The sequence below is a fragment of the Pseudomonas sp. fls2-241-R2A-110 genome (genome assembly GCF_030209165.1).
Taxonomy (GTDB): domain Bacteria; phylum Pseudomonadota; class Gammaproteobacteria; order Pseudomonadales; family Pseudomonadaceae; genus Aquipseudomonas.
Genome location: NZ_JARVSN010000007.1, coordinates 161,800 through 182,113, shown reverse-complemented (window position 1 = coordinate 182,113; position 20,314 = coordinate 161,800). Strand labels below are relative to the sequence as shown.

Sequence of the window (20,314 nt, the reverse complement as noted above, 5' to 3'; positions counted from 1 at the left end):
AGGGAAAGAGCCTGCAATGCATCAAATGACTCTGGCCGAGATCGCCCGCGGTCTCGCCGATAAAAAGTTTTCTTCCGAAGAGCTGACCAAAAACCTGCTGGCGCGTATCGCCAAGCTCGATCCTCAGCTCAACAGCTTCATCACGCTCACCGAAGACCTGGCGCTCCAGCAGGCGAAAGCCGCTGACGCACGCCGTGCCAACGGTGAGACCGGTGCCCTGCTCGGTGCGCCGATCGCGCACAAAGACCTGTTCTGCACCCAGGGCATCCGCACCAGCTGCGGCTCGAAGATGCTCGACAACTTCAAGGCGCCGTACGACGCCACTGTCGTCGCCAAGCTGGCCGCTGCCGGGGCCGTGACCCTGGGCAAGACCAACATGGACGAATTCGCCATGGGTTCGGCCAACGAGTCGAGCTACTACGGCCCGGTGAAAAACCCGTGGAACCTGGAACACGTTCCGGGCGGTTCGTCCGGCGGTTCGGCGGCGGCGGTTGCCGCGCGCCTGCTGCCAGCGGCCACCGGCACCGATACCGGCGGCTCGATCCGTCAGCCCGCAGCACTGACCAACCTCACCGGCCTGAAACCGACGTACGGTCGCGTTTCGCGCTGGGGCATGATCGCTTACGCCTCCAGCCTCGATCAGGGCGGCCCTCTGGCCCGTACCGCCGAAGACTGCGCGATCCTGTTGCAAGGCATGGCCGGTTTCGACCAGCAGGATTCCACCAGCATCGACGAGCCCGTGCCTGATTACAGCGCCAGCCTCAACGGTTCGCTGCAAGGCCTGCGCATCGGCGTGCCGAAGGAGTATTTCGGCGCCGGTCTCGACCCACGCATCGCCGACCTGGTCATGGCCAGCGTCGAAGCACTGAAAAAGCTCGGTGCCGTGGTCAAGGAAATCAGCCTGCCGAACATGCAGCACGCGATTCCCGCGTACTACGTGATCGCTCCGGCAGAAGCGTCTTCCAACCTGTCGCGTTTCGACGGCGTGCGTTTCGGCCATCGCTGCGAAAACCCGAAAGACCTGATCGACCTGTACAAACGCTCTCGCGGCGAAGGGTTCGGCCCGGAAGTGCAGCGCCGGATCATGGTCGGCGCCTACGCGCTGTCGGCCGGTTACTACGACGCCTACTACCTCAAGGCACAGAAAATTCGTCGCCTGATCAAGAACGACTTCATGGCCGCCTTCAATGAGGTCGACATCATCCTCGGCCCAACCACGCCGAACCCGGCCTGGAAGCTTGGCGCCAAGAACAGCGACCCGGTCGCTGCGTACCTGGAAGACGTCTACACCATCACCGCCAACCTCGCCGGCCTGCCGGGCTTGTCCATGCCCGCCGGTTTTGTCGATGGCCTGCCGGTCGGCGTGCAATTGCTCGCCCCGTATTTCCAGGAAGGTCGCCTGTTGAACGTTGCCCATCAGTATCAGTTGAACACTGACTGGCACACCCGCACCCCAACCGGCTTCTGAGGAGAAACACATGCAATGGGAAGTCGTGATCGGGCTGGAGATTCATACCCAGCTCACCACCCGGTCGAAAATCTTTTCCGGTAGTTCCACCACTTTCGGTTCTGAGCCGAATACCCAGGCCAGCCTGGTAGACCTGGGCATGCCCGGCGTTCTGCCGGTGCTGAACCAGGAAGCGGTGCGCATGGCGGTGATGTTCGGCCTGGCTATCGATGCCGAAATCGGCCAGCACAACGTGTTCGCCCGTAAAAACTATTTCTACCCGGACCTGCCCAAGGGCTACCAGATCAGCCAGATGGAGTTGCCGATCGTCGGCAAGGGCCACCTGGACATCGCCATGGAAGACGGCACGATCAAACGTGTCGGCGTTACCCGTGCACACTTGGAAGAAGACGCTGGTAAAAGCCTGCACGAAGAATTCAACGGTGCCACCGGCATCGACCTGAACCGTGCCGGCACGCCGCTGCTGGAAATCGTTTCCGAGCCGGACATGCGCAGCGCGAAGGAAGCCGTGGCTTACGTCAAGACGATCCACGCGCTGGTGCGTTACCTGGGCATCTGCGACGGCAACATGGCCGAAGGTTCGCTGCGTTGCGACTGCAACGTGTCGATCCGTCCCAAAGGCCAGGTTGAGTTCGGCACCCGCTGCGAGATCAAGAACGTCAACTCGTTCCGCTTCATCGAGAAGGCGATCAACAGTGAAGTTCGCCGTCAGATCGAGCTGATCGAAGATGGCGGCAAAGTGATCCAGCAGACCCGCCTGTACGATCCGAACAAGGACGAGACCCGTCCGATGCGCAGCAAGGAGGAAGCCAACGACTACCGTTACTTCCCCGATCCGGACCTGCTGCCCGTGGTCATCGAAGACTCGTTCCTCAATGAGGTGCGCGCCACCCTGCCGGAATTGCCACCGCAGAAACGCGAGCGCTTCCAGGCGCAGTTCGGCCTGTCGGTCTATGACGCCAGCGTCCTGGCCACCAGCCGCGAGCAAGCCGATTACTTCGAAAAAGTCGTGGGCATCAGCGGCGACGCCAAGCTGGCGGCGAACTGGGTCATGGTTGAGCTGGGCAGCCTGCTGAACAAGCAAGGCGTGGAAATCGACCAGTCACCGGTCTCGGCCGAGCAACTGGGCGGCATGCTGCTGCGCATCAAGGACAACACCATCTCCGGCAAAATCGCCAAAGTAGTGTTTGAAGCGATGGCCAACGGCGAAGGCAGCGCGGACGAGATCATCGACAAGCGTGGCTTGAAGCAAGTGACCGACAGCGGCGCGATCTCGGCGGTGCTGGACGAAATGCTCGCGGCCAACGCCGAGCAGGTCGAGCAATACCGTGCGGCAGACGAAGCCAAGCGCGGCAAGATGTTCGGCTTCTTCGTCGGCCAGGCCATGAAAGCCTCCAAAGGCAAGGCCAACCCGCAACAGGTCAACGAACTGCTCAAAAGCAAGCTCGAAGGCTGATGAAAATGGAGCCAGCCCTCAAACCTGGCTCCACTCCTTGTGGGAGCCAGCCTGCTGGCGATAGCGGTCTGACATTCAACATATCCGTGTCTGACACTCCGCAATCGCCAGCAGGCTGGCTCCCACATTTGTTTTCGGGAAACCTTCAATGAAGCGTCTGCTCAGCCTTTGCGCCCTGCTCTCCCTGCTGGCCGGTTGCGCCAGCAACGACATCATCGATCCGCACGGCTATGACAAGACCGGCGTGGCTTCGTATTACGGCGCCAAACATCAAGGTAAACGCACCGCCAGTGGTGAGCGTTTCAACAAGAACTCCCTGACCGCCGCCCATCGCCAGTTGCCGTTCGGCACGCGGGTGAAGGTCACCAATCTGAATAACGACAAATCCTGCGTCGTCCGCATCAACGATCGCGGGCCGCATGCCCGTGGGCGTCTGATCGACGTGTCACATGCTGCGGCCGAGCGGTTGGGCATGCTCGGCAGTGGTACCGCGCGCGTTCGCGTGCAAGCCCTCGACGATTAACAGCCGGAGCCCAAAACCATTTTCGGACTTGACGACTTACCCCTGATCAGCCTGATTGAATTGTTCGTTGGCCTGCTGCTGCTGATCGCGGGTGCAGAACTGATGGTGCGCGGCGCTGTGCGCCTGGCGGCGCGCCTGCAGGTGCGGTCGCTGATTATCGGGCTGACCATCGTCGCCCTCGGCAGCAGCGCCCCGCAGATGGCGGTCAGCCTGCAAGCCACCCTGGCGCAAAACGCCGACATCGCCGTCGGCAGCGTGATTGGCAGCTGCATCTTCAACATCCTGGTCACCCTGGGCCTTTCGGCGTTGATCATTCCGCTACGGGTTTCGCGGCAGCTGGTGCGCCTGGATATTCCGCTGATGATCGGCGCCAGCCTGCTGGTGTTCGCACTGGCCTGGAACAAAGAGCTGGATCGTGTGGACGGCTTGATTCTATTGGCTGCGCTGGTGTTGTACCTGGGCTTGTTGCTTCGCCAGTCGCGGTATTCGACTCGCCCGCCCTCCCACGACGAAACACTGAAGGCACCGTGGGTCAGCAGCGTGCTGATGATCGTCGCCGGACTGGCCATGCTGGTGTATGCCGCTCACTTGTTGCTGGGTGCCGCCGTGGCGGTCGCCACCGATCTGGGGCTGTCGGAGCGCATCATCGGCCTGACCATTGTCGCCGTCAGCACTTCACTGCCGGAGCTGGCCACCTCATTGATCGCCGCGTTGCGCGGTCAGCGCGATATCGCCGTGGGCAACGTCATCGGCAGCAATCTGTTCAACCTTCTGGGCGTGCTTGGCCTGACGGCGCTTGTCGCGCCTTCGCCACTGTCAGTTTCGCCCAACGCCCTGGATTTTGACTTGCCGGTGATGCTCGGCGTCGCGGTGCTGTGCCTGCCGCTGTTTTACACCGGCTACCGGGTGACCCGCGCCGAAGGCTTGCTGTTTCTGGGGCTGTACCTCGCTTACGGCTTGCACGTGGTGTCATTCACCACCGGCATGCCGCTGGCCGGCAAACTTGAACACCTGATGCTGTTTTTCGTCCTGCCGGCGCTGGTGGCGTATCTGCTGTTTACGTCGCTGCGCGCCTGGCGTCGCCAACACCACAAGAGGGAAATGCCGTGACCGACAATAAGAAGCCTGGCGTTGAAGTCCGCCGCCAAGTGATGGGCGACGCCTTCGTCGACCGCGCTCTGGGCAATGCCACCGAGTTCTCCCAGCCGCTGCAGGATTTCGTCAATGAGCACGCCTGGGGCAGCGTGTGGAATCGCGAAGGCCTGCCGCTGAAAACCCGCAGCCTGATCACCCTCGCCGCACTGACCGCGTTGAAGTGCCCGCAGGAATTGAAAGGTCACGTGCGCGGCGCGTTGAACAACGGTTGCACCGTGGAAGAAATTCGCGAGGCGCTGCTGCATTGCGCGGTGTATGCCGGTGTGCCAGCGGCGATCGATGCGTTTCGCGCGGCGCAGGAAGTGATCGACACTTACCAGAAGCCGGAGTGAGTCATCGGCATTTGTGGTGAATGATCTGCCGCCATCGCGAGCAAGCTCGCTCCCACACTAGGCCGAGTCGTACACAAATTTTGTGTCCACTGGAGATCCCCTGTGGGAGCGGGCTTGCCCGCGAAGAGGCCCCCAAAAAAAACCAAAGATTCCGAAGCTAGATCCAACCTCCCCACTGCAATAAAAAGATCCCGACGTTGGTGGTAATCGCCGCCATCAACGTCGTAATGACGATGATCGCCGCCGCCAGTTCATGATTGCCATTGGCCTGACGGGCCATTACAAAACTGGCCGCTGCAGTCGGGCTGCCGAAATACAGAAACAGAATCCCCAACTCCGCTCCGCGAAAACCCCATAACCACGCTCCCAGCGTCGCCAGCACCGGCAGGCCGATCATCTTCACCAGGCTTGAGCTGAGCGCCATCGTGCCGCTCTTGCGCATCGCTGCCAGCGACAACGTGCCGCCGATGCAAATCAGCGCCAGCGGCAAGGTGGTTTGCGCCAGGTACTGACCGGAGGTTTCCAGCCACCCCGGCAAGCCGATCTTGAAATAAGCAAATGGCGCCGCCGCAAACACGCTGATGATCAACGGATTGACCATCACGCTTTTGAAGATGCTCCACGGATCGGACTTGATCACCGGGCTGTAGACCGCGAGCACGATGGTTGAGAGCGTGTTGTAAAACAGGATCACCAGCGCTGCGAGAATCGCCCCGAGGGAAATGCCGTAATCGCCGTACATGCTCGCCGCCAGTGCGAGGCCGATGACACCGTTATTGCCGCGAAACGCACCCTGGGTGTAGATCCCCCGGTCTTCACGCGGGCACTTCCAGATTGCCCAGCCCCAGGCAATGGCGAAACACACCAGGGTGGCGAGCGCGAAGTAGATCAGCAGCGCCGGTTGCAGCGCGGCGTGCAGGTCGGCATGCAGGATGCCCAGAAACAGCAACGCCGGCATGGTGACGTTGAACACCAAGGCCGACGCAGTGTGGATGAAGTTGTCGTTGATCCAGTTGATGCGCTTGAGCAGCACACCCAGAAACAGCATGGCAAACACCGGCGCGGTGATGTTCAGGGTTTCGAGGAAGATAGCCAGCATGCCGGGAGAACCTTGGGTGGGCGTCGTTAGGGGGCTAATGATAAGCCACCAAGTCCTCTGGCGTCTGTTAGACCGCTATCGCGAGCAGGCTCGCTCCCACATTTGTTCAGTGCCGAACACAAAATCTGTGTACGGCGAAAATCCAGTGTGGGAGCGGGCTTGCCCGCGATGCAGGCGACTCGGTCTTACGTGATCGGCGCAGGGTTAAACAAGGTGATGTCGTTATGCAGCTTGTGCTGCTCGGCCCACGTCTGTTTTTTCCCGCTCGCCACGTCCAGGTAGTAGTGGAACAACTCCCAGCCGAGGTCTTCAATCGAAGCCCGTCCGGTGGCAATCCTCCCGGCATCGATGTCGATCAGGTCCGGCCAGCGCTGCGCCAGTTCTGTACGCGTCGAGACCTTCACCACCGGCGCCATCGCCAGGCCATACGGCGTGCCGCGCCCGGTGGTGAATACATGCAGGTTCATCCCGGCCGCCAGTTGCAACGTCCCGCAGACAAAATCACTGGCCGGGGTCGCGCAGAAAATCAGCCCTTTGCGCTTGAAGCGTTCGCCAGGGCCCAGCACGCCGTTGATCGCGCTGCTGCCGGATTTGACGATCGAGCCCAAGGACTTCTCGACAATGTTCGACAACCCGCCCTTCTTGTTCCCCGGCGTGGTGTTGGCGCTGCGATCCGCTTCGCCCTTGGCCAGGTACCGGTCGTACCAGTCCATTTCCCGCACCAGCTCCTCGGCGACTTCCTTGGTTTCGGCGCGGGACGTCAGCAGGTAAATCGCGTCACGCACTTCGGTGACTTCGGAAAACATCACCGTCGCACCGGCCCGCAATAGCAAATCCGAGGCATAGCCCAACGCCGGGTTGGCAGTGATGCCGGAAAAGGCATCGCTGCCGCCGCACTGCATGCCCAGAATCAGCTCGGACGCCGGCACGGTTTCCCGGCGACGCTGATCGAGTTTCTTCAAACGGACCTCGGCCAACGCCATGATCTGCTCGATCATCTCGGTGAAACCGTGACTGGAATCCTGCAAGCGATACAACCACGGATCGCTCAGGTCCACCGAGCTGTCGTTCTCGTGCATCACCTGCCCGGCCTGCAATTTCTCGCAACCAAGGCTGATGACCAAGGCTTCGCCACCCAGGTTCGGGTTGCGCGCCAGGTTGCGCACGGTACGGATCGGGATGTAGGCGTCGGTGGCGGTAATGGCCACGCCGCAACCGTAACTGTGGGTCAGCGCCACCACGTCATCGACGTTCGGGTAGTGGGGCAGCAACTCTTCCTTGATGCGCTTGACCGCATGGTCGAGCACGCCGGTCACACACTGAACCGTGGTGGTGATCCCCAGAATGTTGCGCGTGCCGACGGTGCCGTCGGCATTGCGATAACCCTCGAACGTAAAACCTTCCAGCGGTGCCTGCGCGGCCGGCACATCGGTGGACAGCGGCAGGCTGTCCAGCGGCGGCGCGGTGGGCATGCGCAGTTGATCTTCCTTGACCCAGCTGCCGCGTGGAATCGGCTGCAACGCGTAGCCGATGGTCTGGCCGTAACGAATGACCTGGCCACCCTCGGGAATATCTTCCAGGGTGACTTTGTGGCTCTGCGGCACGAAGTCCACCGTCACCAGGCCATCGGGAAATTCAGTGCCGGCCGGCACGCCCTGGTCATTGACCACGATCACGACATTGTCCCGCTCGTGCAGGCGGATGTAGCGCGGCGAGTCGGAATGTTCAATCAACTGCATGACGCCGCTCCTCAGGAATGCGCTTGAGATAATTTGTTGTTGGTTTCAGGGCCATTGACTGGCGGCTCCTTGAGCACCACACGTTTGATCGGACCGACGATCACCAGGTAGCTGAACACTGCGACCAGTGCGTTGCAACCGACAAACACCAAGGCCCATTTGAACGAACCGGTGGAGCTGATGATGTAGCCAATCACGATTGGCGTGGTGATGGACGCGATGTTGCCGAACATGTTGAACAGGCCGCCACTCAAACCGGCGATCTGTTTTGGCGAGGTGTCGGACACCACCGCCCAGCCCAATGCGCCAACGCCTTTACCGAAGAACGCCAGGGCCATGAAGCCGACCACCATCCATTCGATGTCCACATAGTTGCAGGCCACGATGCTGCTGGAAACCAGCAAACCGGCAATGATCGGTGCCTTGCGGGCGAAGGTCAGGGAATGGCCCTTGCGCAGCAGGTAGTCGGAAATCACCCCGCCGAGCACACCACCGATGAAGCCGCAGATCGCCGGCAACGAAGCGATGAAACCCGCCTTGAGAATGGTCATGCCGCGTTCCTGCACCAGGTACACCGGGAACCAGGTCAGGAAGAAGTAGGTGATGCCGTTGATGCAGTATTGGCCCAGGTAAACGCCGAGCATCATGCGGTTGGTCAGCAACTGGCGAATGTAGTCCCACTTCGGCCCGTCGGTTTTCTTGCCTTTGCCTTTGTCCTGGTCCATGTCGACCATGCCGCCGTTGTCGGCGATGTGCTTGAACTCGGCTTCGTTGATCATCGGGTGCTGACGCGGACTGTGGATAACTTTCAGCCAGATCAGCGAGAACACGATGCCGATGCCGCCCATCACCACAAACACATGCTGCCAGCCGAAGCTGTAGACGATCCAGCCCATCAGCGGCGCGAACAGCACGGTGGCAAAGTATTGTGCCGAGTTGAAGATCGCCGAGGCAGTACCGCGTTCAGCCGTCGGGAACCAGGCCGCCACGATGCGCGCGTTACCGGGGAAGGATGGCGCTTCGGCCAGGCCCACCAGGAAGCGCAGCATGAACAGCGCAACGATTGCCGTGGACATGCCGAACTCACCGACATAGCCCTGCAAGACGGTGAACAGCGACCAGGTGAAGATGCTCAGTGCGTAGACTTTTTTCGAACCGAATCGGTCCAGCAGCCAGCCACCGGGAATTTGCCCGGCCACGTAGGCCCAACCGAATGCAGAGAAGATATAACCGAGAGTGACCGCGTCAATGCCGAGGTCTTTTTGCAGGCTGGAGCCCGCGATGGCGATAGTGGCCCGGTCGGCGTAGTTGATCGTGGTCACCAGGAAAAGCATGAGCAGAATCAAATAGCGGACGTGGGTCGGCTTGGTCGCTTGCATGTAGATGTACTCCCACTGATTATTTTTATGCGGGTAATAACGATTTCTTTTTGTGGGAGCTGGCCTGCCAGCGATGCGGACACCTCGGCGTGTCAGTCACACCGCGGTGATGCCATCGCTGGCAGGCCAGCTCCCACAGGTATTACGGTGTATCAGGAGCCGATATAAGAGGTCTTCACAACCGTGTAGAACTCTTGCGCGTAGCGACCTTGCTCGCGGGAACCATAGGATGAACCTTTACGCCCACCGAATGGAACGTGGTAATCCACACCCGCCGTCGGCAGGTTGACCATCACCATCCCGGCCTGGGAGTGACGTTTGAAGTGGTTGGCGTACTTCAGCGATGTCGTGGCGATACCCGCCGACAGACCGAATTCGGTGTCGTTGGCCATGGCCAGTGCCGCGTCGTAATCCGCCACGCGAACCACGTTGGCCACCGGGCCGAAGATTTCTTCGCGGCTGATGCGCATCGCGGCTTCGCTGTCGGCAAACAGCGTTGGCGCGAGGTAATAGCCTTCGGTGTCACAGGTCACCAGACCGCCGCCGCTGACCAGACGTGCACCTTCGGACTGGCCAATGTCGATGTACTTCATGTCCTGTTCAAGCTGAGCCTGGGAAACCACCGGACCGATGTCGGTGCCGGTTTTCAGGGCGTGGCCGACCTTGATCGACTTCATGCGTTCGGCCATGGCTTCGACGAATTTGTCGTGGATGCCGGCGGTGACGATGAAACGACTCGAAGCCGTGCAGCGCTGACCGGTGGAGTAGAACGCACTCTGCACCGACAGCTCGACCGCTTGCTTGAGATCGGCGTCGTCGAGAATGATCTGCGGGTTCTTGCCACCCATTTCCAGCTGAACCTTGGCCTGGCGCGAGACGCAACTGACCGCGATCTGACGACCCACACCGACCGAACCGGTGAAGCTGATGCCGTCGACTTTCGGGCTCTGCACCAGCGCATCGCCAACCACTCGACCGCTGCCCATCACCAGGTTGAACACGCCGGCCGGGAAGCCTGCGCGGGAAATGATTTCGGCCAGCGCCCAGGCGCAACCTGGCACCAGATCGGCCGGTTTGAGCACGACGCAGTTGCCGTAGGCCAGGGCCGGGGCGATTTTCCACGCAGGGATCGCAATCGGGAAGTTCCACGGGGTGATCAGGCCGACCACACCCAGCGCTTCGCGGGTGACTTCAACGTTGACGCCCGGGCGCACCGACGGCAGGTAATCACCGGACAGACGCAGGGTTTCACCGGCGAAGAACTTGAAGATGTTACCGGCGCGGGTCACTTCGCCAATGGCTTCGGGCAGGGTCTTGCCCTCTTCCCGGGCCAGCAAGGTGCCGAGCTCTTCGCGACGGGCGAGGATTTCAGTGCCGACTTTATCCAGCGAGTCATGGCGAGCCTGAATCCCCGAAGTCGACCAGGCCGGGAACGCGGCGCGAGCGGCGTCGATGGCCGCGTGGACCTGGGCCAGATCGGCCTTGGCGTAGTTGCCGATGGTGTCGGTCAGTTCGGACGGGTTGATGTTGGCGCAGTAATCGCTGCCTGCCACCCATTCACCGTTGATGTAGTTATCAAAACGCTTTGAATCTGCCACGAGATGTTCTCCTCACGCAAAAGGCCGCTGATCACTCAGCGGCCTTGTTTAATCGGGTGTGTTATTGCGCACCTTGCTTGTCGATCAACGCGGCGAGCATTTCGTACTCTTCGCCGGTCAGGTCGGTCAGCGGCGCACGCACTGGGCCTGCGTCATAGCCGGCAATTTTTGCCCCGGCCTTGACGATGCTTACCGCGTAGCCGGCTTTGCGGTTACGGATGTCCAGGTAAGGCAGGAAGAAGTCGTCGATGATCTTGCCGACAGTGGCGTGATCTTCGCGGGCAATGGCGTGGTAGAAATCCATCGCGGTTTTCGGGATGAAGTTGAACACCGCCGACGAGTAAACCGGCACGCCCAGGGCCTTGTAGGCCGCTGCGTACACTTCGGCGGTCGGCAAACCACCCAGGTAGCTGAAGCGATCACCGAGGCGGCGACGGATCGACACCATCAACTCGATATCGCCCAGGCCATCTTTGTATCCGATCAGGTTCGGGCAGCGCTCAGCCAGACGCTCCAGCAACGGTGCGGTCAGGCGGCAGACGTTGCGGTTGTAAACCACCACACCGATTTTTACCGATTTGCACACGGCTTCAACGTGGGCGGCGACGCCGTCCTGGCTGGCTTCGGTCAGGTAGTGCGGCAGCAGCAACAGGCCTTTGGCGCCCAGACGCTCAGCTTCCTGTGCGTATTCGATGGCTTGACGGGTCGAACCACCTACACCGGCCAGAATCGGCACGCTGGTTTCGCAGGTGTCGACGGCAGTCTTGATGATTTCCGAATATTCGCTGGCCGCCAGAGAGAAGAACTCACCGGTGCCGCCCGCGGCGAACAACGCCGTGGCGCCGTATGGGGCCAGCCATTCGAGACGCTTGATGTAGCCAGCGCGATGGAAATCGCCCTGGGCATTGAAATCGGTGACCGGGAAAGACAGCAGACCGGAAGAGAGGATGGACTTCAGTTCTTGTGGATTCATTATTCGAACACCCTGGGTAGCGACGTATGTTTGTGTGAGAAACCGTTCAGCTTTCGCCGAGTTGTAGGTCATCGTACAACTTAAATAATAACCGTCAACTGCATTTCATCGCGAACCTCACATTTTGAGTCGGAAAGGTATTTTCTTGACGTAGGAAATTTCTCTTCTATGATTCGAATGACTGTATATACATACAGTTAATTGGATTTGTACCGACGACATATCAAGGAGCTAGAAATGTCAGGTCTGCACACACAACCGCAGGAAAACCCCAAGCAGGTCATCGTGAACCTGGACGACCTTTTTACCGAACAGGGCGTCGCCATCGTCGATGGCGATTCGCTGGTATTGCATCTCGGTGAACACAACGACGTACCTTTGCCGGGCGGCGAAGCGCCAAAAAACAAGCCGCAGCTGAGGTTCGAAGGCGGCGAACACACGGCCATCGGCGACAGCACCCTGCTGCGTTTCATCAAAGACGCGCCTGCTGTCCCCGCGTCTCAGGTTGAACTGCACTTACCGAACGGATTGGCGCTGACCTATGGCCAGATCGTTGCGCTGAGCGCTGATTTTTATGGCATCCCCGATCAACCCGCCAGCGCTGCCGAGCGTATACAGCGATTCAACAACGCGTTCAATTCGCTGGCCGTGTTGCCGGCGTCCAATGCCGAGGCCAAGTTGATTCTCGGCGTCATGCAGAAGGAAATCGCTGCCGTTAAACAGGCCATCAAGGACGGTAAACAACCTCATGAGGCGTATGACGCCCTCGGTGATACGTTGTCCGAAGAGTGGAACAGAATCACGGGCGGCGGCAGTGTTGTCTCCGCACTGTTTCCGCTGGGGCGCTACCTGAAACTGGCCGCCAACAACGCCGACCACTTTGGCGAATGGGCGCTACTGGCCTATATCGCCGGGCATGCGGCAGCCCTGCAACACGCGGTGAAAGCGCACAACAGCGGCGATGAAAAGCAGCTTGAACTGGCCTACGCGATGAACGCGTTTGCCGATCACTACCTGACCGACCTGTTTTCCGCCGGTCACTTGCGCGTGCCCCGCAAGCAGCTGGCAGCGGTGGTCACACCGAGTGACCTGGGCTCATTGATTACCCGCTTCATGCACGACGAAGACAGCAAGTTCGGCCTCAATGTGCGTAACGCCAACGGTGCGCAATGGCGCGCCTATGGCGACAAACGCTACTTCGACGACCTCTCCAGCGCCAATCGCGCCCAGGTGAATCTAGCGGTTCAGGTGTCGGCGGATGAAGTGTTTGCGGCGTATCTGAGCGGCATTGCGCCGTCGCCCGGCAGTTTCGGCGCGCTGAAGAATCTGCCGGATTTGCAGGCGGTGCTGAACTTGGCGGGCAATTTTTCGCCGCTGTTCAGGATGGACGGCAACAAGGTGTTGCGACGCAAGGACGTCAACAACTTGAACGACACCGCCACCGTCGATGACTGGTGGGGCTGGAGCACTTACTTGCTGCTCAAGGACTACAAACCAACGGGCAACGTGGCCTGATAAGGAGATCAACGATGAAGATTAAATTGAAACTGGAATTGGCTTCGGGGCAATCGATGAAGGGCGCGCCGCTGGAATTGCTGGCCAAGGGAGTGGCGATTGCGCGGGGTGTGGTTGATGAGTGTGGGAGTGTGACGTTTGATGCCAGGCCTGGGACGGCGCAATTGGCAGTGCGGGTGGATCGGTCGACTTTGAACGAGGGCTGAGGTTACTGCTTTTAGGCTGACGCCCTCATGGCGAGCAAGCTCGCTCCCACAATAGATTTTCGATGAACACAGAACTTGTGGGCATCCAGGATCAATGTGGGAGCGAGCTTGCTCGCGATGGCGTCCTGTCAGGCAGGCAATTACCCGCGCTGTGCCTCTGCCTCTTCATGCGCATGGCGCAGTCGTTCGCGGCTGTTGGTCAGGTGCAAACGCATCGCCGCCCGCGCCGCATCCGAATCCTGACGCGCAATGGCATCGTAAATCTCTTCATGCTCACGGCTCAGGCGATTCATGTAGTGCTGCTGGTCATCATGGGCCAGCCGCGCGGAGTTGAGCCGGGTGCGCGGAATAATGCTGGTGCCCAGGTGGGTCATGATGTCGGTGAAGTAGCGATTGCCGGTCGACAGGGCGATTTGCAGGTGAAACTGGAAATCCGACGCCACGGCATCGCTGGCATGGGAGACGCTTTCGTTCAATGCATCCAGAGCCGCTCGCATCAATGCCAACTGCTCGGGCGTGCGACGTTGTGCGGCAAGGCCGGCGGATTCCACTTCCAGGCTGATCCGCAGCTCCAGAATCGCCAGCACGTCACGCAGCGTGACGACCGTGGCCGGGTCGATACGGAAACCGCTCGGGCTCGGTGTGTCGAGCACGAAGGTGCCGATGCCGTGGCGGGTTTCCACCTGGCCTGCGGCCTGCAAGCGGGAAATCGCCTCGCGAACCACGGTGCGGCTGACGCCATGGGCATCCATGATTGCCGACTCGGTGGGCAATTTGTCGCCACGTTTGAGGTGGCCGTCGCGGATCTGCTCGGACAGCACCGTCACCAATTCCTGTGCGAGGCTGCGGCGCTTGCGAGGGAGGCGGGGTGCGTCGATCGGGTTTTCCATGGTGAACGTCTTTCTCGAAAAATTCGGCTGAAACCGCATCATAGCTCAACACGGTTGTACGATCACCGTCAGCATCCACTATCCCCTGTGGGAGCGAGCTTGCTCGCGATGGCGGAGTGTCAGACACCTTTAATGTTGGATGTCATGCCGTCATCGCGAGCAAGCTCGCTCCCACAGGGATTTGTGGTGCTTATGCGGTCACGGTCTGGTCTACCAGATGCCCGCTTTCAATGCGCACATGCCGTGGGTGGAAACGCTTCAGACTGCTGCGATGGCCGACGCTGACGATGCTCAGCCCCGGAATCTCATCGATCAAGGCCTGATACAACGACCCTTCATCCTCTTCGTCCATCGCCGAGGTCGCTTCGTCCATGTACAGCCACTTCGGTGCAAACAACAGTGCGCGGGCAAAGGCCAACCGCTGCTGCTCTCCCGGCGACAACATGCGCTGCCAGTGATTGGCTTCGTCCAGACGCGCAACGAGGTGCGGCAGACGGCAGGTTTCCAGCACATGCACGTAACGTTCATGCGGGTACGTATCGCCGGCCTGTGGATAACTCAGCGCTTCGCGGAGCGTACCAATGGGCAGATAAGGTTTTTGCGGCAAGAACAGATAACGCGAGGTCGGCAGACGAATACTGCCGTGACCGGCAGGCCACAGATGCCCCATCGCTCGCAGCAAGGTCGATTTGCCACTGCCGGAACGCCCGCTGAGCATCACGCGCTCACCCTCCTCCACCGTCATCTCGGCGTTGGTCAGCAGGTGACGTCCGTCAGCCAGATCAAGACCGAGGTTGTGCACGCGCAATGCCGTACCCGCGTTCTGCACGTCGATGGCTGGCGCACGTTCTTCGTTGTCAGTCATGGCCTGGCGGAAACTCAGCAGACGATCACAGGTAGCGCGCCACTCGGCGAGGTCCTGGTATGCACTGATGAACCAGCTGAAGTTCTCCTGAACATTGCCGAACGCGGAGTTGATTTGCATCAGCTCACCGAGCTCGATCTTGCCGGCAAAGTAACGCGGCGCCGCGACCATGAACGGGAAGATGATTGCGATCTGAGCATAACCGGACGTGAAGAACGTCAGGCGCTTGGACACTTTCATGATGTCCCAGAAATTGTGCCAGACCAGACCGAAGCGACTGCTCAGGCGACGGTTCTCGTTGGGCTCGCCGTTGTACAACGCGATGCTCTCGGCATTCTCGCGGACCCGCACCATGGAGAAACGCAAGTCGGCTTCGAAACGTTGTTGGTTGTTGTTGAGGCCGATCAAACGACGACCGATCACATGCGTCAGCCAGCTGCCGACGGCGGCGTACACCAGTGCGCACCAAAACATGTAGCCGGGGATCGTGAAGCCAAATACTTCGATGCTGCCCGACACGCCCCACAAAATGATCGAAAACGACACCAGGCTGACGATGTTCCGTATCAGCCCAAGGCCCAGGCCCAAGGTGTTGGTGGTGAATTTATTGAGGTCTTCGGAAATCCGCTGGTCCGGGTTATCGGTGTAGCCACCCTGCTCCAGCTGGTAGTAATTCTTGCTGCCCAGCCAACGGGCGAAGTGTTTTTCGGTGAGCCAGGCTCGCCAGCGAATGGTCAGCATCTGGGTCAGATAAAGCCGGTACACCGCGCCCAGGATCGCCACCGCCGCAATGCCGCAGAAATACAGAATCAGCTGCCAGAAGGCCGCTTCGTCCTTCTTTTGCAGGGCGTTATAGAAGTCTTTGTACCAACTGTTGATCCACACCGAAATCGCCACGCTGAACAGCGACAGCGCAATCACGGCGATCAGCAGCGTCCAGGCCTTGCCCTTCTCTTCGCTGCGCCAGTAAGGCGTGGTCATCGCCCAGACTTTGCGAAAAAACTGCCCGCGCACAGCATCGTTGACCGCGGAATATTCAGCGTTCTCATTCATGGATAAGGCTCGATAAAGAAAAGAACACACACGAACCGATCATAGATGATCGGTTCGGGTTACTGCGAGGGCTGGCGATAACCGTTCAGCGCTCGTTCAGCGACGGACCGGGCGCTTCTGCAGTTTGCGCTGCAGCGTGCGGCGGTGCATGCCCAGGGCGCGGGCAGTGGCGGAGATGTTGCCTTCGTGCTCGGTCAACACGCGCTGGATGTGTTCCCACTGCAGGCGGTCCACCGACATCGGGTTTTCCGGCACCAGGGTGTCGAGGTCGGCATGCTCGGAGAGCAGCGCAGCCAGCACGTCATCGGCGTCTGCCGGTTTGCACAGGTAATTGCAGGCGCCACGCTTGATCGCCTCGACGGCGGTGGCGATGCTGGAGTATCCGGTGAGGATCACCACGCGCATTTCCGGGTCGAGTTCGAGCAGTTTGGGCAGCAGCACCAGACCCGAGTCGCCGTCCATTTTCAGGTCCAGCGCGGCGTAATCAGGGATGTCGGCCTGGGCAATGGTCAGGCCTTCTTCGGCGGAACCGGCGGTGCTGACGCGAAAACCACGGCGGGCCATGGCGCGGGCCATTACGCGGGTGAAGGTTGCATCGTCGTCCACCAGCAGCAAATGCGGCAGTTCTTCGCCTTCAACTTGGATCTCGTCACTCATGTTCGTCTCCTCGGGCGACACGGGGCAGGCGCAGCTCGGTGAGCGTGCCGCCTTCCTCATGACTGTAGAGTTTCACTGAGCCGCCGGCGCGTGTCACGCTGGCCTTGCTCAAAAACAGGCCCAGGCCGAAACCTTTGCCCTTGGTGGTAAAAAACGGTTTGCCGATCTGTTCGGCGATGGCCAGCGGCACACCGGCGCCGTGGTCGCGAATGCTGATGGTCAAGTCTTCGGCATTCCAGTCCAGCGTCACTTGCAGCCCTTCGGGGCACGCATCGGCGGCGTTGTTGAGCAAATTCAGCAGGGCTTGCGTCAGGTCTGGCGGCGGCGCCATGCGCGGCACGGTCCCTTGGCCCAGGCGCTGGAAACGGTAGCTGGCTTCCGGGCGCATCAGGTGCCAGCGGTTCAGCGCCTCATCGAGCCAGTCAGTGACGTCCTGCATTTCCACCGCCAGGCGGCGATTGGCTTCCGCCGCTCGAACCAACTGCTGCAAGGTCTCCTTGCACAACTTGACCTGGTCCTGCAGCACGCTCAAATCGTCCTGCAGCAGCGGGTCTGGATGGTCCTGACGCATTTCCTTGAGCAGCACGCTCATGGTCGCCAGCGGCGTGCCCAATTCATGCGCGGCGCCCGCAGCCTGGGTCGCAACGGCCAGCAGCTGTTGGTCGCGCAGGCCTTCTTCACGACGAATGGCGCGCAGCTCTTCCTGACGTCGCAGTTCTTCGGCCATGCGCGCGGCAAAGAAGGTGATCACGGCGGCGGCGAGGGCAAAACTCAGCCACATGCCGTAGATCTGCAGGTTTTCCCGGGCGATAGGGAAGGTTTCCAGCGGATAGAACCGCGCCAGCAGCAAGGTATAAAGCGCCAGGGCGATACCGGACAGCACCACCGAATAGCGCCACGGCAACGTCACGGCGGCGATGGTCAGCGGCACCAGGTAATAAGAGACGAACGGGTTGGTGGAGCCACCGGAGAAATACAGCAAGGCGCTGTGGATAAACAGATCGCAGGCCAGTTGCAGGGCATATTCGAGCTCGGTCACCGGCCACGAAGTACGCAGGCGAACCGCCGTGAATGCGCACAACAGCATCGAGCAGCCGAGGGTCATCGCCAGTTGCACCCATGGCAACGGCAGCAGATCGAACCAGTAGGCCAAACCCACGGAGCCGGCTTGAGCGGCGAGCACCAAAGTGCGGATGATCGTCAGCCGCCAGAGGTTCTGGCGAGTCGCGGAAGTGATTTGTACGGGGGCGAGCATGAGCTCTCCTGATGAGCGCTCCAGGCGGATCGCACGGAGTATAACCAAGCACGGGGGCTGGCAGGCAAAAGTGCGGCAAACAGCCACATGGCACAAAGGAGTGTGGCGTCTATAAGGCAGCCATCGCGGGCAAGCCCGCTCCCACAGGTTCACTGTTGTATTTGTGGGAGCGGCCTTACCCGCGATGGGTCGTAAAGCGGCCACCTGCCTTTCATCTGTATAGAAGTTGTAACTGTGCGAACCGGACCATTACCGCTAGAGTCTGATGGTTTCACGCAGGCTCGGACTTTAACCCCTGCGCATCGCCCAAGGAGTTTTCATGCACAGTTTCCGCCGCAGCGCCGCCCTTCTTGCCCTCAGTGCCGGCACCGTTGCCAGCCTCCCGGCCCTGGCCGCCGACGAGCTTCATTACAACCAGATTTCCCTGCGCGCCGAAGTCAGTCAGGAAGTGCCCCGCGACCTGATGATCGTGACGCTCTACACCGAAGAACAAAACACCGACCCGGCCAAACTCGCCGCCGACGTCAGCACCACCATGAACAAGGCGCTGGCACAGGCTAAAGAGGTCAAGGAAATCACCCTTCGCCAGGGCAGCCGCAACAGCTACCCGATCTACGACACCAAAGGTCAGAAAATCACCGGCTGGCGTGAACGCGCCGAACTGCGCCTGGAAAGCTCAGACTTTGCCGCCCTTTCCAAGCTGACCGGCGAACTGCTGACCGACCTGAAAATGGGCGGCATGGACTTCGCCATCGCCACACCAACACGCAAAGCCAGCGAAGACGCGCTGCTCAAAGACGCCGTCACCGCCTTCAAGGCCCGCGCCCAACTGGCGACTGACGCACTGGGCGGCAAGAGCTACAAAATCGTCAATCTGAACCTCAACAGCAACGGCTATCCACAGCCCTACATGCGCGGCCCGATGATGATGAAAGCGGCGAGCATGGACAGCGCACCGGTGACGCCAGAAGTTGAGGCAGGCACGAGCCAGGTCAGCATGACGGCGGATGGCGCGATTGAAGTGTTGATGCCTTGATTGGCTGATCCGTCTAGAAAAACGGCGATCATTGACGTGGTCGCCGTTTTTTATTGCCTGCCAAAAGCCCGGAGAAACCAGCAAGTGCTGTTGAGTCCTACACCATCGATGAACGATAACGTGGTCTCTGATCAGCCCTGCGGATCGACGTTATCCAGCGCCCTATTCACCGCCAACTCCGCGAGCATGATGATCTGCTGAATCGCCAACACCGTATTGCGCTGCGGACCGATCAGGTTTGTGGCGAAATCGCTGGCCATGACACTCGCGGAAGCCAGGGACTCGCAGGCTTGAACCAACAGGCTTTCGGTGTCCATGTTCGGAGCGACCAGGAACATGGTGCTGGGACGACGGGGGGTTGCCGTGTATTGATTCGGGGGATCGAGGTAGTAGTCGAGGGCGCGTTTTATGGCTTCGCGGTCTTTGAGTAAAGTCTCGGAGGGTAAATCTTCAGCTTCGGATGTGGTGGGTGGATCGGGGATTAACTTATCCATGGAAAAACTCCTACTTGAAATGGGAGCCATCCAATGTCGTTTCCACACGACAAATAGGTGGCGGCTGCACGCAGGGTGGAAATACCGGTTAGTAGGACCCGGCCAGACCGAAGCCTGCCCACGCACAGCCGCCAGGACGCAGTTTGCAGACGAACGAAGACGTCGGCAACGAATACGATGGTTCAGCTATGCGGCTACTAAGAGATCCAGGTTTCCACGCCTGGTCGCTGAAACTGCAGCGACAGCCAGAGATTAGACATACCGCTTCCTACCCGGCAACCTGAAAAATGCGTGGGAAAGCTCTGTGTTTCTTACACATCGTTCAACACAAAAATGGAACGCGGAGCGTCCCTGGCTGCATTCCCACGCGGAGCGTAGGGAACGATCAATGGGCAGCAGGAAGAGATTGGTCGGCTGGCAGGCCAGCTCCCACAGTGGACCGGGTACACCTGAAAGAGACTGGTCGGCTGTCAGGCCGCCATCGCGGGCAAGCCCGCTCCCACAGGGTTCGGTGTACATCCGCAGGAGATTGGTCGGCTGGCAGGCCGCCATCGCTGGCAGGCCAGCTCCCACAGTGGACCGGGTACACCTGAAAGAGACTGGTCGGTTGGCAGGCCGCCA

The 20,314-nt window shown here is 60.1% G+C and carries 18 protein-coding genes; 8 read left to right on the top strand and 10 right to left on the bottom strand.

What is annotated here, in order from left to right; translation table 11 throughout:
• Positions 1-16 precede the first annotated feature (16 nt).
• From gatA to QRN31_RS06185, 5 genes are all read left to right on the top strand, one after another.
• Positions 17-1,468 carry an Asp-tRNA(Asn)/Glu-tRNA(Gln) amidotransferase subunit GatA gene (gatA, locus tag QRN31_RS06205; RefSeq protein WP_285430826.1) on the top strand — a complete coding sequence of 484 codons (1,452 nt, stop codon included), beginning with the start codon at positions 17-19 and terminating at the stop codon, positions 1,466-1,468.
• Between the two features lie 10 nt (positions 1,469-1,478).
• Positions 1,479-2,924: an Asp-tRNA(Asn)/Glu-tRNA(Gln) amidotransferase subunit GatB gene (gatB, locus tag QRN31_RS06200; RefSeq protein WP_208669991.1), complete on the top strand. Its 1,446-nt coding sequence runs from the start codon at positions 1,479-1,481 to the stop codon at positions 2,922-2,924.
• A 148-nt stretch (positions 2,925-3,072) separates the two neighbouring features.
• On the top strand, positions 3,073-3,447 hold the full coding sequence (locus QRN31_RS06195) for a septal ring lytic transglycosylase RlpA family protein (RefSeq protein WP_285430824.1): 375 nt from the start codon (positions 3,073-3,075) through the stop codon (positions 3,445-3,447).
• Between the two features lie 51 nt (positions 3,448-3,498).
• Positions 3,499-4,557, top strand: a complete 1,059-nt coding sequence (locus QRN31_RS06190; RefSeq protein WP_285430976.1) for a calcium/sodium antiporter — start codon at positions 3,499-3,501, stop codon at positions 4,555-4,557.
• Positions 4,558-4,598: 41 nt separating this feature from the next.
• Positions 4,599-4,934 carry a carboxymuconolactone decarboxylase family protein gene (locus QRN31_RS06185; protein WP_414924099.1) on the top strand — a complete coding sequence of 112 codons (336 nt, stop codon included), beginning with the start codon at positions 4,599-4,601 and terminating at the stop codon, positions 4,932-4,934.
• Between the two features lie 157 nt (positions 4,935-5,091).
• Here QRN31_RS06185 and QRN31_RS06180 read toward each other — a convergent pair whose 3' ends face one another.
• From QRN31_RS06180 to kdgD, 5 genes are all read right to left on the bottom strand, one after another.
• Positions 5,092-6,033: an AEC family transporter gene (locus tag QRN31_RS06180; protein ID WP_285430822.1), complete on the bottom strand. Its 942-nt coding sequence runs from the start codon at positions 6,031-6,033 to the stop codon at positions 5,092-5,094.
• A 185-nt stretch (positions 6,034-6,218) separates the two neighbouring features.
• Positions 6,219-7,772 carry a galactarate dehydratase gene (gene garD / locus QRN31_RS06175; protein WP_285430820.1) on the bottom strand — a complete coding sequence of 518 codons (1,554 nt, stop codon included), beginning with the start codon at positions 7,770-7,772 and terminating at the stop codon, positions 6,219-6,221.
• An 11-nt stretch (positions 7,773-7,783) separates the two neighbouring features.
• Positions 7,784-9,151, bottom strand: a complete 1,368-nt coding sequence (locus QRN31_RS06170; protein WP_259155310.1) for an MFS transporter — start codon at positions 9,149-9,151, stop codon at positions 7,784-7,786.
• 152 nt (positions 9,152-9,303) lie between these two features.
• Positions 9,304-10,749, bottom strand: coding sequence for an aldehyde dehydrogenase family protein (locus QRN31_RS06165; protein ID WP_285430819.1), 1,446 nt, complete (start codon positions 10,747-10,749; stop codon positions 9,304-9,306).
• A 61-nt stretch (positions 10,750-10,810) separates the two neighbouring features.
• Complete coding sequence (gene kdgD / locus QRN31_RS06160) at positions 10,811-11,722, bottom strand: 5-dehydro-4-deoxyglucarate dehydratase (RefSeq protein WP_109627960.1); 912 nt, start codon at positions 11,720-11,722, stop codon at positions 10,811-10,813.
• A 237-nt stretch (positions 11,723-11,959) separates the two neighbouring features.
• Between kdgD and QRN31_RS06155 the strand changes: the two genes are divergently transcribed.
• Both QRN31_RS06155 and QRN31_RS06150 read left to right on the top strand, forming a co-directional pair.
• Positions 11,960-13,237, top strand: coding sequence for a phospholipase (locus QRN31_RS06155; protein WP_285430817.1), 1,278 nt, complete (start codon positions 11,960-11,962; stop codon positions 13,235-13,237).
• A gap of 14 nt (positions 13,238-13,251) precedes the next feature.
• A complete protein-coding gene (locus tag QRN31_RS06150; protein ID WP_285430816.1) occupies positions 13,252-13,443 on the top strand; it encodes a hypothetical protein in 192 nt (63 codons plus the stop codon).
• 140 nt (positions 13,444-13,583) lie between these two features.
• Here the strand turns inward: QRN31_RS06150 and QRN31_RS06145 are convergent, their stop codons facing one another.
• The 4 genes from QRN31_RS06145 to QRN31_RS06130 all read right to left on the bottom strand — a co-directional run bounded on the left by QRN31_RS06145 (position 13,584) and on the right by QRN31_RS06130 (position 18,163).
• Complete coding sequence (locus QRN31_RS06145; RefSeq protein WP_222589771.1) at positions 13,584-14,333, bottom strand: FadR/GntR family transcriptional regulator; 750 nt, start codon at positions 14,331-14,333, stop codon at positions 13,584-13,586.
• Positions 14,334-14,523: 190 nt separating this feature from the next.
• A complete protein-coding gene (locus QRN31_RS06140) occupies positions 14,524-16,251 on the bottom strand; it encodes an ABC transporter ATP-binding protein/permease (protein ID WP_285430814.1) in 1,728 nt (575 codons plus the stop codon).
• Positions 16,252-16,347: 96 nt separating this feature from the next.
• Positions 16,348-16,908 (bottom strand): response regulator transcription factor, encoded by a 561-nt coding sequence (locus QRN31_RS06135; RefSeq protein ID WP_007901386.1) that lies wholly within the window; start codon positions 16,906-16,908, stop codon positions 16,348-16,350.
• The gene (locus tag QRN31_RS06130; RefSeq protein ID WP_259155316.1) at positions 16,901-18,163 is read right to left on the bottom strand and encodes an ATP-binding protein; all 1,263 of its coding nucleotides are present in this window, start codon (positions 18,161-18,163) and stop codon (positions 16,901-16,903) included. Before QRN31_RS06130 ends, QRN31_RS06135 begins: the two co-directional genes overlap by 8 nt.
• A 319-nt stretch (positions 18,164-18,482) precedes the next feature.
• On the opposite strand from QRN31_RS06130, the gene QRN31_RS06125 reads away from it, so the two are divergent.
• Positions 18,483-19,199: an SIMPL domain-containing protein gene (locus QRN31_RS06125; protein ID WP_090175552.1), complete on the top strand. Its 717-nt coding sequence runs from the start codon at positions 18,483-18,485 to the stop codon at positions 19,197-19,199.
• A 131-nt stretch (positions 19,200-19,330) separates the two neighbouring features.
• On the opposite strand, the gene QRN31_RS06120 is transcribed toward QRN31_RS06125, so the two are convergent.
• Positions 19,331-19,693 carry a DUF6124 family protein gene (locus QRN31_RS06120; protein WP_285430811.1) on the bottom strand — a complete coding sequence of 121 codons (363 nt, stop codon included), beginning with the start codon at positions 19,691-19,693 and terminating at the stop codon, positions 19,331-19,333.
• Positions 19,694-20,314: the final 621 nt, after the last annotated feature.